The organism is Arcicella gelida (assembly GCF_034931025.1).
In the GTDB taxonomy this organism is placed as follows: Bacteria; Bacteroidota; Bacteroidia; order Cytophagales; family Spirosomataceae; genus Arcicella; species Arcicella gelida.
Genome location: NZ_JAYGIL010000022.1, coordinates 67,775 through 83,333, shown reverse-complemented (window position 1 = coordinate 83,333; position 15,559 = coordinate 67,775). Strand labels below are relative to the sequence as shown.

The following is a 15,559-nucleotide window of genomic DNA, read 5'->3' as shown; positions in this document are numbered from 1 at the left end:
ATTAATATGAAATACTTACCCATCAACAACACGCTATTCATTGAAAACCGTCAGCGTTTAGCACAACTTTTAAAACCTAAATCTATTGCTATTTTGAACTCTAATGACCCGATGCCAACCAATGCAGACGGAACAATGGGATTTCAACAAAACTCAGATTTATTTTATCTTTCAGGAATCGACCAAGAAGAATCTATTCTTTTATTGTTTCCAGATAGTCCAAATCCTGCTCATAGAGAAGTATTATTTTTGAGAGAAACCTCAGAATTAATTGCTATTTGGGAAGGTTATAAATACACAAAAGAGCATGCTCGTGAAGTTTCAGGCGTGCAAAGTATTTATTGGATGAGCCAGTTTGAGGCTGTTTTAACGACTTTGATCTTTGAAGCAGAGCATATTTACTTGAATTCAAATGAGCATATTCGTAATCATTCTGTAGTTCAAACTCGTGATGCGAAATTCATTTTATGGGCGAAAGAACATTTTCCTTTGCATAAATTTGAAAGACTTGCTCCGTTGATGCATCAGTTGAGAGTGATTAAAAATCCAATTGAAATTCAACAATTGAGTGAAGCAATGCGTATTACTGAACTTGGTTTCAGAAGATTGTTGAATTTTGTAAAACCAGATGTTACTGAGTATGAAATTGAAGCAGAACTTTTACACGAATTCGTAAGAAATCGTTCAAAAGGCTTTGCTTATCAACCAATTATCGCTTCTGGTGAAAATGCTTGTGTATTACATTATATTGAAAACAGCCGTCCTTGTAAAGATGGGGACGTTATTTTGCTAGATGTTGCCGCTGAATATGGAAACTATAATGCAGACTTAACCAGAACAATTCCAGTAAATGGTAAATTTTCTCCACGCCAACGTCAGGTTTATGATGCTGTTTTACGTGCTTTTAAATTTGCTAAATCAATTTTAGTGGTTGGAAATTTATGGGATGATTATCAGCAAGCTGTTGAAAAATTCATTGAAGAAGAACTTATCGGTTTAGGTTTATTCACTCGTGAAGACGTTGAAAAGCAAAATCCAGAAGCTCCTTTGTTCAAAAAGTACTTTATGCACGGCGTTTCGCATCATTTAGGACTTGATGTTCACGATGTTTGGAACAAGTATCGTCGTTTTGAAGCAGGAATGGTTTTTACGATTGAACCGGGAATTTATATTCGTGAAGAAGGTTTAGGTATTCGTTTAGAAAATAACATTTTGATTACAGAAGACGGCAACATCGACTTAATGGCAAATATTCCAATTGAAGCCGATGAAATAGAAGCCTTAATGAATAAGCTTTGAGTTTTGAGCTGTGGGCTATAAGATTTAAGAATTGTGGTATTAATTGAGATGAGTTTGACTTAAAATTATTTTGATAATCTACGTTTGATTAACGTAGATTATCAAAATTCACTAACTCACAACTCACTCAATCAAAAATAAATATGAGAATACTTTACGACCATCAAGCATTTACAGGACAGAGATATGGAGGCGTGGCTCGCTATTTTCATGATTTGATGGAATCTTTACTTGAAATGGGTGTAGGAGTAAAATTATCCTTACCTTTTTCAAATAATGAATATTTAAAAAATAGTTCTGTTCGTCGCCCAAATAAGTTTAAACATATTTTTGGCTTTATGCCTACGAATATGTTGGTTTCCAGAACCAATCGTTTAAACAGCATTGTGCAGCTTCAAAGAGGTAAATTTGATGTTTTCCATCCTACTTTTTTTCATAATTATTACCTCAATTATTTAGGGAAAAAGCCTTTTGTATTGACCTATCACGATTGTATCAAAGAGCGATTTAACCTGAATCACATCGATAATGCTAGTCATGCTCAGAAACAAGATTTACTGAACAGGGCAGCTAAAATTATTGCTATTTCTGAAAATACTAAAGCTGATTTATTAGAGTTTTATCAAATAAAGCCTGAAAAAATAGCCGTAATTTATCATGCTACTTCATTCAGAAATCATGAATTGCCTAAAGATTTTCAAGTAAAAACACCTGAAAAGTACTTGTTATATGTTGGTGCTAGAAATGATTACAAAAACTTTACTGGTTTTGTAACATCAATAGCTTCAGTCTTAAAAGAACATTCAGACGTCTCTTTACTTTGTGCGGGTGGTGGCGATTTCAATAAAACTGAACATGAATTCATAGCCAGTTTGGATTTACAAAGCCAAGTAAAACAATTTAGTTTTCAGAGTGACAATACACTTTTTTACTTGTATCAACATGCTATTGCTTTCGTATATCCTTCATTGTACGAAGGTTTTGGCATTCCAATTCTTGAAGCTTTTGCTTGTGCTTGTCCAGTGGTGTTAAGTAATACTTCTTGTTTCCCAGAAGTGGCGCAAGATGCTGCTTTGTATTTCGACCCCAATAATCAAGAAGATATTGCCAATAAAATCACCGAAATTATTCAGAATGAAGCTCTAAGAAAAAGTCTTATTCAAAAAGGTACGATTCGTCAGGAATACTTTTCAGCTGAAAAAACAGCGACCCAAACCTTAAATGTTTATAAAAGTATTCTGTAGCAGCAAACACTTATCATCTCATGTCTTTTCAAAAAACAGTTTTAATCTTTGAACCTGATGCTAGCGGACATCATCCCGGCTATCTGTATCATTTGCTAAATCATTTTTTAAACGGAAAATATGATTTTCGTTTAGCGGTTTTGGTAAATCCAGATTTTTTTGAAAAGCATCCTGCCATTATTCAAAAAACTACCACAGAAAACATTGAATGGTTAAGTACCTCAGGAACAACTTATAACGACTGGAAAAACAGCAAAAGTGATGTAATCAAAAGAGCAAAATTAGAATGGGCTATCTGTGCTGAATATGCCAAGAACTTACAAGCCAATCACATTGTAATGATGTATTTCGACCATCTGCAGCTGGCTTGTTTAACCGAACAAAAACCACCTTGTCCAGTTTCAGGCATTTTGTTTAGACCAACATTGGTTAATTATCCTGTCAATTCAATCAAAGAAAAAATTAGTTTTTGGCGTAAATATCTGTTGCTTAAAGCCATTTTACATCGAAAAACATTAAATACTTTATTTTGTCTTGACCCTTTTGCAGTTGATTTTATACAGCAAAACTGGAAAACAAAGAAAGTAAAGTTCTTGCCAGACCCAGTACAAGTATATCCTTACACAAAATCTATTGGCTCATTAAAACAAACACTAAGAATTAATGAGAACAAGAAAGTATTTTTAATTTTTGGGCATTTAGATGATAGAAAAGGTATTTCTACAGTAATGGATACTTTCTCAAAACTATCAGAGGATAAAGCAAAAGACGTTTGTTTACTAATTGTTGGTCCTTGGGATGTTCAAGAAAAATTGCTTTTTGAACAAAAACTTGCTGTACTCCAACAAAAAAACAGCGTACAAGTAATTACTCACAACCATTTTGTAGCTGACGAAGATATCCAGTCTTTTTTTGAAGTATCAGACTACATTTTGGCTTTGTATCAAAAACACATTGGGATGAGTGCCATTATGGTAAGAGCAGCTAGTGCTGCTAAGCCTTTAATTACTTTTAATTATGGCTTGATGGGAAAAATTACAGCTGAAAAACAGTTAGGCTTACTTATCGACGAAACTATTCAAGATGATTTTCAACTTAAATTAGAAGTACTTCTAAATAGCAATCAGCCAATTGGCAATCAAAAAAGTATGAAAGAATTTGCTGAGTTGAATCAAGCCAAAAATTATGCAAAAGTAATTCTTGATAGTTTATAAGTTAAAAGTTTACAAGCACAAATCTTCTAAATCTTCTTGAGTACCTAGGAAAACATTAAAATCAACTGTACCTTTTACGCCTTCGCACCAGCCACGTTGATTATGTTGCCAAAACCAGAGATTTGAATTATAGCCTTTCAAACTTTCTCTTGAATAATCAGCAATCCAAAGCGGATAATCATCAAAATTTCCTTTGATAAATTTTTTGTAAAAATTGGGATTCGTATAAATAATTGGTTTTTTGTGATAATGATTTTCAACAATTTCTAACCAAGTTTCTAGTTCTTCAATAATTTGTTTGTCGGGTTTCAAAGAATTTTGTTCAATATCTAATACAGGAGCTAAATCTCCTTCTTCTAAATCTACAGAATTAATAAAATTTTTGGCTTGTCCAATAGGTTCACGCCAAGCGATGTAAAAATGGTAAGCACCCCGTTTTAGTCCGCTCTTTTTTACTTGTTCCCAATTTCTTTCAAACTGGCGGTCAGCATGACTCATTCCTTCAGTTGCTTTCAAAAAGCAAAAGCCTAGCTTTAAGTCTTCTTCCGAGAATCTCATTTTCTTTACTTTCTTCCAATTGATAACGCCATTATGATGCGAGACATCAATGCCATGAATTTTATAACGCAAAGGCAAAGTAATTCCTAATTTGGATACTTTTGTCCAGCCATTAGGATTAGGACGAAGGCTAATATAAACGACAAAAGACAGAAAAAGGAAAAGTATAGAAATAAGTACAATCCTGACAAATCGAGGGAGTAATCGATAACGCTTTCTTAGTAGTTTTAGATAATTCATGCCACAAAAATACAAAAAGGCAAGAAAGATATTTCATCTTCTTGCCTTTTCTAGTCAATGATTTTTAAATCATTCAACGATTATTTGTTAGGTTGAGGCGTTGTTCTCAAATAAGGTTTGATAATTGTAAAACCTTTAGGGAATTTAGCCGCAGCATCTTCAGTTTTAACAGCTGGCGTAATGATAACATCTTCTCCATCTTTCCAGTCAGCTGGAGTAGCCACTTGGTAGTTAGCCGTTAATTGCAGTGAATCAATTACTCTTAATAATTCTTGGAAATTACGTCCCGTTGAAGCTGGATAAGTAAGTGTTAATTTTACTTTTTTATCTGGTCCGATAATAAATACCGAACGAACAGTTGCTTTTTCAGAAGCATTTGGGTGAATCATATCATACAAAGTAGCCACGTTACGATCAGCATCTGCAATGATAGGGAAATTTACTTTAACACCATTTACTTCTTCAATATCTGGAACCCATTTATTGTGCGAGTCTAAATCATCTACTGAAACCGCTATTACTTTTACTCCTTTTTTTTCAAATTCTCCTTTTAATAAAGCTGTTTTTCCTAATTCAGTCGTACAAACTGGTGTAAAGTCAGCTGGATGACTGAAAAGTAAAGCCCATGAATCGCCAATCCATTCATGAAAATTAATCGTTCCTTGAGTTGTTTCCGCTGTAAAGTCGGGTGCGATATCTCCTAATCTTAATGACATAGTTTTAATCAATTTAAAGTTTATAAATACTTACTCTATTGGAATACAAGATTAACAAAAAAAAGGTTTCAAGATACAGGCTAATTGATATTTTTTTAAGGCTATTTTAGGCTGTAGGCTGTAGGCTGTAGGCTGTAGGCTGTAGGCTGTAGGCATTTTTTCCTTCGAATACTTAGTCAAAAAAATAAAAGCCTACTGCCTATAGCTTACAGCCTAAAGCAAAACATCTAAACTGGCTTTTCAATAATAAAATTATGATTCGTATAAATACAAATATCAGCTGCAATGGTCAATCCTTCACGAACAATTTCCTCCGCACTTAAATGAGGAGCATGTTTACGCATTGCCAAAGCTGCCGAAAGGGCATAATTACTTCCTGAACCGATGGCAGCAATACCGTTTTCAGGTTCAAGTACATCGCCAGTTCCTGAAATAATTAAAGTTTCTTCTTTGTTAGCAACAATCATCATAGCTTCCAGTTTGCGTAAATAGCGGTCTGTTCGCCAATCTTTGGCTAATTCGATACTTGCACGCTTCATATTGCCACCATAAGCATTTAATTTTTCTTCAAAACGCTCCAACAAAGTAAAAGCATCAGCCGTTGAACCAGCAAAACCAGTAACGATTTTGCCATCCAACATTTTTCTAATTTTTCGCACATGATTTTTCGCAACAGTATTGCCCATCGTCGCTTGTCCATCTGCACCAATCGCTACTTCGCCATTATGCACTACCGCCAGAACGGTTGTAGATCTAATTTTTTCCATTTTAGGTAATTATTTTACAAGGTCTTAGACACCAGTCCACCTTTTTTACTATCGATTTCGACAGTAAATTTATCACTTTTACCTTTAACAATCCAACGTACTTTTACAACTCCCATTCCTGGAATGCTAGGAACAGCAATAGTTTGTGGATTATTGATTTGTTCTTTGGTAAGATTAGTATCTTCATTTTCAACAATCATTCCAGCTACAACCGTTGCATTTTTTAAAGTAATAAAATCTGGACGTTCAATTTTGTATTTTACATCATGAGCCGAATGCGTTGGAATTACTTTCTCATTTACAATCGTAGCCGTTACTTCTGTAAAACCACCCGCCAAAGCTTTTTGCTTTACTTCTAATACATCTAATTTCGGCATTTGTGAAGCGTGTAAAATGGTAAAAGCCATATTCCTATGAGCATCCTCTTCCAATAAAAAACCGGGATGTGCTCTTACATAATTTTTCTTAGAACCACCAATTTCAATATCACCATACTGCGGATGTTTGAAAGGCTTCCAAGTAACATAAGCATCTCCAAACAACATCAAACGACTGAATTCATCAAATTCATTATTTTGAAAACGACCTTCTTCAGCAGTTTTGTTGAATAATTTATAGGAAGTCATCAACTCTGTAGAGAAAGTAAAAATTCCTCTCCCTAAAGCTAACCAATCAATTTCACCGCCATAAACGGTATATAAATCTTTGTAAATCACAAAGTACTTATAACCCGGATTCATTTTTTCACCAATTTTTCCGAAGTAATCATACACCGAAGCATCTTGCGTTGAATAGAAAGGTGCATCTTCCTCAGCACCCGGACCACGCAAAAACATTCCACCATTATTATGATAACTTTGTGCACCTGCAATGTTTGGATGAGTCATGATAAAATTCTTGATATTCTGTGTTTCTGGTAAAGTACCCGGATAGAATAATGCACCACGTTGCACATAATCAGGTTGCCAATTCCAAGCCCAATCACGGTTCGGGTCATAATATCCAATTACATCTTCGTTGATTAAACCATCACCGTCATTATCAATACCTTCATAACCTAGCATTTCGTAATCTCCTTTTTCATCTGCTTTTACAGGAATCATTCTTTGCGGATTTTCAGGATCTACTTTCCAACGACCAGTAGCCGAACGCCTTCTCATCATTACAATATTCCCATCACCATCCAAATCATCATACTTGTCTTCATCTGCTTGTCCGTCGCCATCATCATCCATTGCCATCATTCCTGAACGTGGAGAATTGGCATTGTTTGGATTTTTCAAGAAATCTTCACGAGCGTCTGGATTAATCGTTGGCGTAATATAAAATACTTTATCTTGTAATAATTGCTTAATAAATGGCACAGAAGCAAAGTTTTCAACCAAGTACCAAGCTGTGTACATGGCAACTTCTGTTCCTTGAATTTCGTTTGAGTGAATGTTTCCATCAATATAAAAACCTGGTTTTCTAGCTACATTACCAGTTTTGGTATCGCTGATGGTCAATACCCACATTTCTTTGCCTTGATAAGATTTCCCCATCGATTCTACTTTTACTAAATCTGGATATGCTTTGGCTAAATCTTGACAGAATTTCGTAATCATGGCATAATCGTTATAATGATTCCAAGCCATTTTTACTTTTGGATTCGCTGGCGAGCCAATTGCTCTTAAACCAGTTAGGTCGTCATTCTGAATTTTCTCTTGAGAAAAAACCGAAAAAGAACAGGTTAAAAGAATTAAGATGATATATTTTTTCATTGGATTTTTTCGAATTAAAATTGAACGTTTACTTAGCCTTCTTACTTATTTCAAGCTAACATTTACCGTTTTTACGCCAGTTGTTGCACAACCAGCCTCAATACTGATTGAACCGCTTCCACTAATTAACCAAGAATATTCTTGGGTTTCGCCAGCAGCCAAAGTACCTCTTAAATTGATTTTCTTGCCAGAAACAATTGCTTGATTTCCTGTTAATTTCAATTCAGTTTTTACTTTCTGAACCCAACGTACTTTGTCGCCAATTTCAGCATAAGTTGGCAATAAACCTGTATTAATTACTTTGATAGAAACACGAGTAAGTCCCGTCGAAACAGTTTCAGTATTAACATTGACAATCTGTAATTCAGGCATTTGTGAAGCTAAAGCAGATACAAACTTCAAATGTTTGTTGGCAGATTCTGTTAAATAATTTACTGGAGGATTCATTTTGGCATAAGGAGCAATTCCACCTACTTCTACATTTTTACCCGTAAAATCTGGATGTTTTACGGATTGCCAATTCACAAAAACATTATTCAACTTTTGAGAATCAGCCCATTTTAAATATTTCACCTCATCATTATCCGAAGCTTTCGCTACAGGAGTTACTTCTTTTTTGGTAGAATCTTTCGCTACTTGTACTTTCGGTACCCACCAACCTGGGCTTACAAAACTGAATCGTCCAGCATGAAAATAAGCAGTTTGAGAGAAATTCCCTTTTGTTTGTGGCAAAACTGGAGCGTCTTTCAAACCCGTTTGAGTATTGTATAACTTTGAAATTTGTTCGCCAACACTTGCATCTTTTTCGAGTAAACCCGTAATAATTCTTTTTGCCGTTTTACTTCTATCGAATTTTATTGCTTCCGTTAAATTATTCGCAGGACCAAAAGTAAGTACTGCAAAAATGTTATTTGCTTTATACAAGAAACTCAATAAAGCTTTTGTTTCAGGTTCAGAAGCCGCAAAATCACCTGAGCCAGCAGCAAATATTGGGTAATCATAAGTCATATTTTTATCAATATTTACCCCTCCGATTCCGTCTTCATTGAAAAAGCCATCTTTATCATTATCAACTCCTTCGGTTAATAATAAATATTTACCCTTTTCGCCTTTTGCTGGATCTGCTTTTATCATTACTCTTGGGTCTTCTTTACTAATGATAAAATTCCCCGTTGGGTCTTCCACACGAATTTGTGTGATAATTCCATCACCATTCAAATCTTCAAAAGCGTCTTCATTGACATAACCATCACGGTCATCATCAGTTTCTGTATCATTTCCACCACGTTCAAATTTTAGTTTTGCAAAAAACTGTTCTTGAGCATCAGGATTCACACTTGGAATAAAATAAAACGTTTTGGAATCTAACAATTTAGCAATGGAATCAGTACTTGTTCCTGCTAATTTTTCAGCCATTTGTATCGCCAATTCTGTTCCTGCTAAATGAGTACCTTCTACACCAGCAATAATAGCAATGGCAGGTTTATTACTTGCATTACCTTTACTGATTGCCAAAGCCCAAATATCTCGGTTGCCTTTACTTTTTCCGATAGATTGAAGAGTAACAGTTGAAGCAAATTTTGAACTCAATGCCTTGATTCTTGCAGAAAGCTGTGTGTGGTTTTGGTAAGAATTTTGGGCGGATGTCCATAATGAAATCGACAATAAACCCGATAAAAGGAATAGTTTTTTCATATTTTGTTATGAAGTTTGTTTGAAATGTAATTTAATGCAAAATACTTCTTTGCATCGACTTTTACTATTCTATCTTATGAGATTAGATGTATAGCCCAACTTAGCAGTTATAAGGAGATAAACAGAAGATGAAATAGAATCGAAAATGCTATAAAACAAAACAGGTATCACATTAGCTGCGATACCTGTAAACACTCTACTATTATCCAATTTAATATTTTAAATGACTACCTGTTTATTTCTTGGGTTAAACAAGTGCATAATTCCCCATGCTAAAAGGTATGCACCACCACACAAGATAAAAATAATATTATAACCAGCAGTGATATTTCCTTGTGCTTTGTAGGTATCTAATAAATAACCTACGATTAATGGGAATAAAATCCCTCCTACTGAACCTGCCATACCACCTAAACCAACTACCGAACTTACGGCTTTTTTAGGAAACATATCAGAGGCAGTAGTAAAAATATTTGCACTCCAAGCTTGGTGAGCCGCCGCCGCTAAACTAATTAACACTACTGCTTGCCAAATGTTTGTACAATATTGGGCAAAAACGATTGGAACAACTGCAATGGCAAAACTTAACATAGCCGTTTTACGAGCTTTGAATACTGGCCAACCTTTTTTGATTAAATAACCAGAAACATAACCTCCACCAATACTTCCAATGGTAGTGGCTGTATATACTACGATTAATTCTAAACTTGGTTTCTTTAAATCCAATTGAAAAGTTTCTGAAAAATAAGATGGTAACCAGTAAAGGAAAAACCACCAAATTGGGTCAGTAAGCATTTTACCAAAAATAAATGCCCAAGTCTGACGGATCGCTAACAAATTTACCCATTTTACTGGTTCTTCGTGCGAAGTATCAGGTTCATTATCCGACTGAATAAATAATAGTTCTTCTTTGGAAAGCTTTTTTTGTCTAGCTGGTAATTCATAACCAATCCACCAAAAAATTAACCAAATAAAACCAACACCACCTGTAATGATAAATGCAACCTGCCAACCAAAAGTAGCTAAAATAAAGGGAACCATTAAAGGAGCAGCTACTGCACCAATATTAGCACCAGAATTAAAAATACCAGTCGCTAAAGCTCTTTCTTTTTTAGGAAACCATTCCGCTACTGTTTTGATAGCCGCTGGGAAGTTTCCACCTTCGCCCAAACCTAATAATGAACGAAATACACCAAACCCAAAAGTACTTCCAGCAAAAGCTGTTAAAACACCAGCCGTACTCCACCAAGCTACAGCAATAGCATAACCTAATTTTGTACCAATTTTATCAATAAATCCACCAAAAATCATTAACCCAACGGCATAAGCTGCTTGAAACGCCATCACTAAATTACTGTAATCACTTTCAGTCCAGCTAAATTCTTTTTCTAATGTTGGTTTTAACAAAGCAATTACTTGTCTGTCAAGATAACTAATTGTGGTAGCAAAAAATAGCAACGCTACTACTCTCCAACGGTATTTACCTAGGGTATTTTCCATGAATTTTTATAAAATGAGGTAAGCTAAATAAGAGTTATGAATGATGAGTGATGAATTGTGAGCAGGTTTGAAATATTAACTTTTTCACAAAAAACATCATTCATTCTTCATAGACTACTTAATTTAAAGATTATTTTTTTGATTTTAAACCTTCAACATATTCCATCAAAGATGCTACAGTATGAGTCAATTCATCAAATTTAGCACTTGCTAACAAACTAGCAGGGAATAACTGAGAACCCATTCCTACCGCTGTTACACCAGCAGAGAACCATTGTTTTAAACTTTCTTCTGTAGGTTCAACACCACCAGTTACCATTACTTTTACATTTGGCATTGGGCCTTTCATTGATTTTACAAAACCAGGACCAACAACATTTCCTGGGAAAATCTTAACGATTTCTGCCCCTAATTGAGTTGCTGAATAAATCTCATTCAAAGTAGCTGCTCCCGGAAACCAAGCAATATCATTTGCCTGACAAAATGCACCAACTTCAGGCGTAATAATTGGTTGAACCACGAAGTCAGCTCCAGCATCAATAAAAACTTTGGCTTGTTCTACCGTAAAAATTGTGCCAATCCCTAATGCCATTTCTGGGCAATTCTCCCTAATAAAAGGGTAAATCGCTTTAAAAACATCTAATGCTTTTACTCCACGATTGGTAAACTCAAAAGCACGCATCCCGCCATCGTAGCAAGCTTTGATTACATTTTGAGTCAACGTAATGTCTTCATGATAAAACACTGGAACTACTGGAAAATCAGCCAGTAATTGATTTAATATTTTGGGTTGAAAAAAAGCCATGCTTGTTTTTTAATTTTTTAAGAAAATTGTTTGTCCATTTCTTTACAGCATTCTTCAATGGCTTCTACCATGCTCGACGAACCGATGTATAATGGAGAGCGTTGGTGAAGATTTTGAGGCTGTATTTCTAAAATTCTCTGTTTTCCGTCTGAAGCTTTTCCTCCTGCTTGTTCAATAATAAAAGCTAAAGGTAAACATTCATAAAGTAACCTTAATTTACCATCAAGGTTATGACGAGTTGGAGGGTACAAATATACTCCACCCTTCAAAAGATTTCTATGAAAATCTCCCACCAAAGAACCAATGTATCGACCTGCGTATCTTTTTTGTTTACACTCTGTCAAATATTCTTGAATACATTCAGGGAAATCATAGAAATTCCCTTCGTTACAAGAGAAAATAGTTCCTTCTTGATTTACCTGCATCTGTGGGTGAGAAAGAAAATACTCTCCCAAAGAATTATCATACGTAAATCCGTTTACTCCTTTACCAGTTGTATAAACTAAAATAGTTGAAGAACCATATAAAATATACCCAGCCGCTACTTGTTCGTCACCTCTTTGGATACAGTCTTTTAATGAAGGAACTGAGCCAATAGGTGTTTTTCTACGAAAAATTGAAAAAATTGTACCGATTGAAACGTTAGAATCAATATTCGATGAACCATCCAGCGGATCAATTGCTACGACATACTTAGCATGATTGTTTCCAGTCAGAATGATTTCAGGTTCTTCCTCCGAAATGATAGCACAAACTTCTCCACCATTTTTGAGGGCTCTCAAAAAACGAATATCAGCAATAACATCCAATTTTTGTTGGGCTTCACCTTGTACATTTTGCGAACCTAACAGCCCTGTTACATCAGCCAATCCAGCACGATTGATTTCACGATTTAGGATTTTACTTGCTAAAGCAATATCTCTCAATAACTGCGACAATTCCCCCGAAGCAAACTGAAATGCTTCTTGATTGCGCATAATGAATCGATCTAAAGTAATACCAACAGGTAAAGCTAAGTTTTCATTTTTCATAAAAAAAGCCAATATTAATTGTTAAACAAATAGGTTATTTCAAGTTTGCGAGCAGATTTTGGTACAACTCGTAAACGTCAATGACTAAAGGTAATTTTCAAGAATTAATTTTACAGCTTCCACTTTTTGTTGTGTGGCATCGCCGTACTCTTGGAGTTTTCCATAAGCTGCGGCTGCGGCAAAATTGATTACTTCTTGAGCGTCTTGTTTTTGAGATAAACCATAAATTAATCCCCCCATAAAACAATCTCCACTTCCAATTTTATCTACTACTGAATCAGCAAAAAATACTGGTGATTGATATTGATTTCCCTCTGTAAAAAGAGTAGTGTAATATTCAATGCCCGTTTTGTTGTGATCAAATCTATACGTATTGGCTACAAACTTACATTTTGGAAATGCCTTTTGAATGGCTTCAGAAGTTGCTTTTCCATGTGCTGGATAATCATAAGCATCCTGTTTTTCCAAACTTGTCAATAATAGTGGGTCAATTTCTATTCCTAATAAAGTATTGGCAGCCCAAAGATTACCCATAATTACATCACAATATTGTGCTAATTCTGGCATAATTTCAGTTGGCTTTTTGCCGTATTTCCATAGTTTTGAACGGTAATTCAAATCTACAGAAATGGTAATATTCATTTCTGAGGCTACTTTCAATACTTCCAAACAAACATCAGCCGCATCTTGATTCAACGCTGGACTGATGGCACTGAAATGAAACCAAGAAACATCTTTCAAAACTGTTTTCCAATCAATTTGACCAACTTTCAAAGAGGCAAATGAAGAGTAAGCTCTGTCATAAATCACTCCTGCATTTTTTAAATCAGCTCCTTGTGGAAGATAATACGTTCCAATTCTTTCACCAGAAGTATTAATGACCGAAGTATCAATACCTTTCTCAGCTATATAATTTTTAATATCGTTCGCTAAAGAATTTTCAGGTAATGCGGTAAAATAGCTCGCATTGATTCCCCAATTTGCTAAAGCCGTAGCCACGTTCAATTCTGCTCCGCCTACAAAAACTGGCATTGAGGTTTCTTTTATCCAAACGCCATTAGCTTTTGGTGAAAGACGCAATAATAATTCTCCGAAACAACAAACTTTGTTCATTCTATTTTGAGCTTTAGGCTTTAGGCTGTAAGCTATATGCCGCCAATGATACAGTTTTTGTATTGCTGTTTCATAACAATTTGTTGCTTAAAGCTTATTGCTTACAGCCTAAAGCTTAGTTTAAAATTTAAAATACTCCTTTGCATTATTATAACAGATATTCTGAATCATTTTACCGATCCATTCAATATCGTTTGGTAGTTCACCATTTTCGATTTCGTTTCCTAACAAATTACAAAGAATTCTACGGAAATATTCATGGCGTGGGAACGACAAGAAACTACGTGAATCTGTTAACATACCCACAAAGCGACTCAATAATCCCATGTTCGACAAAGCATTCATTTGTCTTTCCATGCCATCTTTTTGGTCTAAAAACCACCAACCAGAACCGAACTGAATTTTACCAGCCACAGAACCATCATTGAAATTTCCAATCATAGTTGCCATTAACTCGTTGTCACGTGGGTTAAGGTTATAAATAATTGTTTGCGCCAATTGGTCGTATTCATCTAAACGACCTAAAAACTTAGATAAAGAAGCTGCCTGAGAGAAATCTCCAATTGAATCCCAACCAGTATCTGGCCCTAATAAACGCATGGCACGAGTATTGTTATTTCTTAAAGCACCTAAGTGGAATTGTTGAGTCCAACCAAGTCCATGATAAATTACTCCTAAGCTGTGTAAAATAGCCGATTTGAATAACAAAGACTCTTCTGCACTGATAGATTCGCCTGCTATTTTTTTCTTTAATACTTTATTAGCATCTTCTTCGGTGAAATCAGCTGCATAAATTTGCTCTAAACCGTGGTCAGCTAACTTTCCTCCCATTGAAGCAAAGAATTCAGCACGAGTTTTCAAAGCTGAAACTAAAGCTTCAAAACTATTAATTTCAGTATTGACCATTACTCCTAATTTTTCAATGAATGAAGTATAATTAGGATTATCAATTAAAATAAATCTGTCAGGACGAAACGTTGGTAATACTTTAGTATCCAAAGTTCCTTCCTCTTTAATCGCTTGGTGATATTCTAATGAATCTAAAGGGTCGTCTGTAGTACAGGCAACTTTTACATTCATTTTACTTAATAAACCTCTAACGGCATATTCTGGCGATTGTAATTTTTCAGAACATTCATCAAAAATTTTACGAGCCGTCGATGGATTTAAAATTTCATGTACATCAAAATAACGCTGTAATTCAAGGTGAGTCCAGTGATACAATGGGTTTCTCATTGTATATGGAACTGTCTCAGCCCATTTTTCAAACTTCTCATAATCAGATTTATTACCAGTACAATAGCTTTCATTGATACCATTCGCACGCATTGCACGCCATTTGTAGTGGTCGCCATAAAGCCAAATTTGAGATAAATTTTCAAAACTTTTGTTCTGAGCAATTTGGTCTGGAGGCAAATGGTTATGATAATCAATAATTGGCATCTCTTTAGCAAACTCATGATACAGTTTACTAGCAGTTGCAGTTTGTAAAAGGAAATCTTCGTCTAAGAATGTCTTCGTGTACAGCATTTTTGTTAAAATTTTGATTTAGTATTGAGAAATTAAATAAACGAGGATTGATTTTGAACGTTAAAATTGAAAATCAATCCTCGATAC

At 35.0% G+C, this 15,559-nt stretch carries 13 protein-coding genes; 3 read left to right on the top strand and 10 right to left on the bottom strand.

Annotation, left to right across the window (positions count from 1 at the left end; translation table 11 throughout):
• The first annotated feature begins 6 nt into the window (after positions 1-6).
• The 3 genes from VB776_RS16830 (at position 7) to VB776_RS16820 (ending at position 3,757) form a co-directional block, all read left to right on the top strand.
• Positions 7-1,299: an aminopeptidase P family protein gene (locus VB776_RS16830; RefSeq protein ID WP_323698031.1), complete on the top strand. Its 1,293-nt coding sequence runs from the start codon at positions 7-9 to the stop codon at positions 1,297-1,299.
• Between the two features lie 143 nt (positions 1,300-1,442).
• The gene (locus VB776_RS16825) at positions 1,443-2,543 is read left to right on the top strand and encodes a glycosyltransferase family 4 protein (protein ID WP_323698029.1); all 1,101 of its coding nucleotides are present in this window, start codon (positions 1,443-1,445) and stop codon (positions 2,541-2,543) included.
• 20 nt (positions 2,544-2,563) lie between these two features.
• Positions 2,564-3,757 (top strand): glycosyltransferase, encoded by a 1,194-nt coding sequence (locus VB776_RS16820; RefSeq protein WP_323698027.1) that lies wholly within the window; start codon positions 2,564-2,566, stop codon positions 3,755-3,757.
• A gap of 9 nt (positions 3,758-3,766) precedes the next feature.
• On the opposite strand, the gene VB776_RS16815 is transcribed toward VB776_RS16820, so the two are convergent.
• The 10 genes from VB776_RS16815 to uxaC form a co-directional block, all read right to left on the bottom strand.
• Positions 3,767-4,555 carry a glycoside hydrolase family 25 protein gene (locus VB776_RS16815; RefSeq protein WP_323698026.1) on the bottom strand — a complete coding sequence of 263 codons (789 nt, stop codon included), beginning with the start codon at positions 4,553-4,555 and terminating at the stop codon, positions 3,767-3,769.
• 80 nt (positions 4,556-4,635) lie between these two features.
• On the bottom strand, positions 4,636-5,271 hold the full coding sequence (locus VB776_RS16810; protein ID WP_323260999.1) for a peroxiredoxin: 636 nt from the start codon (positions 5,269-5,271) through the stop codon (positions 4,636-4,638).
• Positions 5,272-5,498: 227 nt separating this feature from the next.
• Positions 5,499-6,038, bottom strand: coding sequence for an ATP-dependent protease subunit HslV (gene hslV / locus VB776_RS16805; protein ID WP_184131466.1), 540 nt, complete (start codon positions 6,036-6,038; stop codon positions 5,499-5,501).
• Between the two features lie 14 nt (positions 6,039-6,052).
• Complete coding sequence (locus tag VB776_RS16800) at positions 6,053-7,798, bottom strand: M14 family metallopeptidase (RefSeq protein WP_323698024.1); 1,746 nt, start codon at positions 7,796-7,798, stop codon at positions 6,053-6,055.
• 45 nt (positions 7,799-7,843) lie between these two features.
• Positions 7,844-9,493, bottom strand: coding sequence for a M14 family metallopeptidase (locus tag VB776_RS16795; RefSeq protein ID WP_323698023.1), 1,650 nt, complete (start codon positions 9,491-9,493; stop codon positions 7,844-7,846).
• A gap of 219 nt (positions 9,494-9,712) precedes the next feature.
• A complete protein-coding gene (locus VB776_RS16790) occupies positions 9,713-10,993 on the bottom strand; it encodes an MFS transporter (protein ID WP_323698022.1) in 1,281 nt (426 codons plus the stop codon).
• Positions 10,994-11,123: 130 nt separating this feature from the next.
• A complete protein-coding gene (locus VB776_RS16785) occupies positions 11,124-11,798 on the bottom strand; it encodes a bifunctional 4-hydroxy-2-oxoglutarate aldolase/2-dehydro-3-deoxy-phosphogluconate aldolase (protein ID WP_323698021.1) in 675 nt (224 codons plus the stop codon).
• Between the two features lie 17 nt (positions 11,799-11,815).
• Positions 11,816-12,829: a class 1 fructose-bisphosphatase gene (gene fbp, locus VB776_RS16780; RefSeq protein ID WP_323698019.1), complete on the bottom strand. Its 1,014-nt coding sequence runs from the start codon at positions 12,827-12,829 to the stop codon at positions 11,816-11,818.
• Between the two features lie 84 nt (positions 12,830-12,913).
• Positions 12,914-13,942: a sugar kinase gene (locus VB776_RS16775; RefSeq protein WP_323698018.1), complete on the bottom strand. Its 1,029-nt coding sequence runs from the start codon at positions 13,940-13,942 to the stop codon at positions 12,914-12,916.
• A gap of 120 nt (positions 13,943-14,062) precedes the next feature.
• Positions 14,063-15,472, bottom strand: coding sequence for a glucuronate isomerase (uxaC, locus tag VB776_RS16770; protein ID WP_323698016.1), 1,410 nt, complete (start codon positions 15,470-15,472; stop codon positions 14,063-14,065).
• Positions 15,473-15,559 lie beyond the last annotated feature (87 nt).

Bases quoted from the DNA above. Each gene is read 5' to 3' on its own strand.
- VB776_RS16795 (WP_323698023.1), bottom strand. From the start codon at position 9,493: ATGAAAAAACTATTCCTTTTATCGGGTTTATTGTCGATTTCATTATGG.
- VB776_RS16815 (WP_323698026.1), bottom strand. From the start codon at position 4,555: ATGAATTATCTAAAACTACTAAGAAAGCGTTATCGATTACTCCCTCGA.
- VB776_RS16825 (WP_323698029.1), top strand. From the start codon at position 1,443: ATGAGAATACTTTACGACCATCAAGCATTTACAGGACAGAGATATGGA.
- VB776_RS16800 (WP_323698024.1), bottom strand. From the start codon at position 7,798: ATGAAAAAATATATCATCTTAATTCTTTTAACCTGTTCTTTTTCGGTT.
- fbp (WP_323698019.1), bottom strand. From the start codon at position 12,829: ATGAAAAATGAAAACTTAGCTTTACCTGTTGGTATTACTTTAGATCGA.
- VB776_RS16820 (WP_323698027.1), top strand. From the start codon at position 2,564: ATGTCTTTTCAAAAAACAGTTTTAATCTTTGAACCTGATGCTAGCGGA.
- VB776_RS16810 (WP_323260999.1), bottom strand. From the start codon at position 5,271: ATGTCATTAAGATTAGGAGATATCGCACCCGACTTTACAGCGGAAACA.
- hslV (WP_184131466.1), bottom strand. From the start codon at position 6,038: ATGGAAAAAATTAGATCTACAACCGTTCTGGCGGTAGTGCATAATGGC.
- VB776_RS16830 (WP_323698031.1), top strand. From the start codon at position 7: ATGAAATACTTACCCATCAACAACACGCTATTCATTGAAAACCGTCAG.
- VB776_RS16775 (WP_323698018.1), bottom strand. From the start codon at position 13,942: ATGAACAAAGTTTGTTGTTTCGGAGAATTATTATTGCGTCTTTCACCA.
- uxaC (WP_323698016.1), bottom strand. From the start codon at position 15,472: ATGCTGTACACGAAGACATTCTTAGACGAAGATTTCCTTTTACAAACT.
- VB776_RS16790 (WP_323698022.1), bottom strand. From the start codon at position 10,993: ATGGAAAATACCCTAGGTAAATACCGTTGGAGAGTAGTAGCGTTGCTA.
- VB776_RS16785 (WP_323698021.1), bottom strand. From the start codon at position 11,798: ATGGCTTTTTTTCAACCCAAAATATTAAATCAATTACTGGCTGATTTT.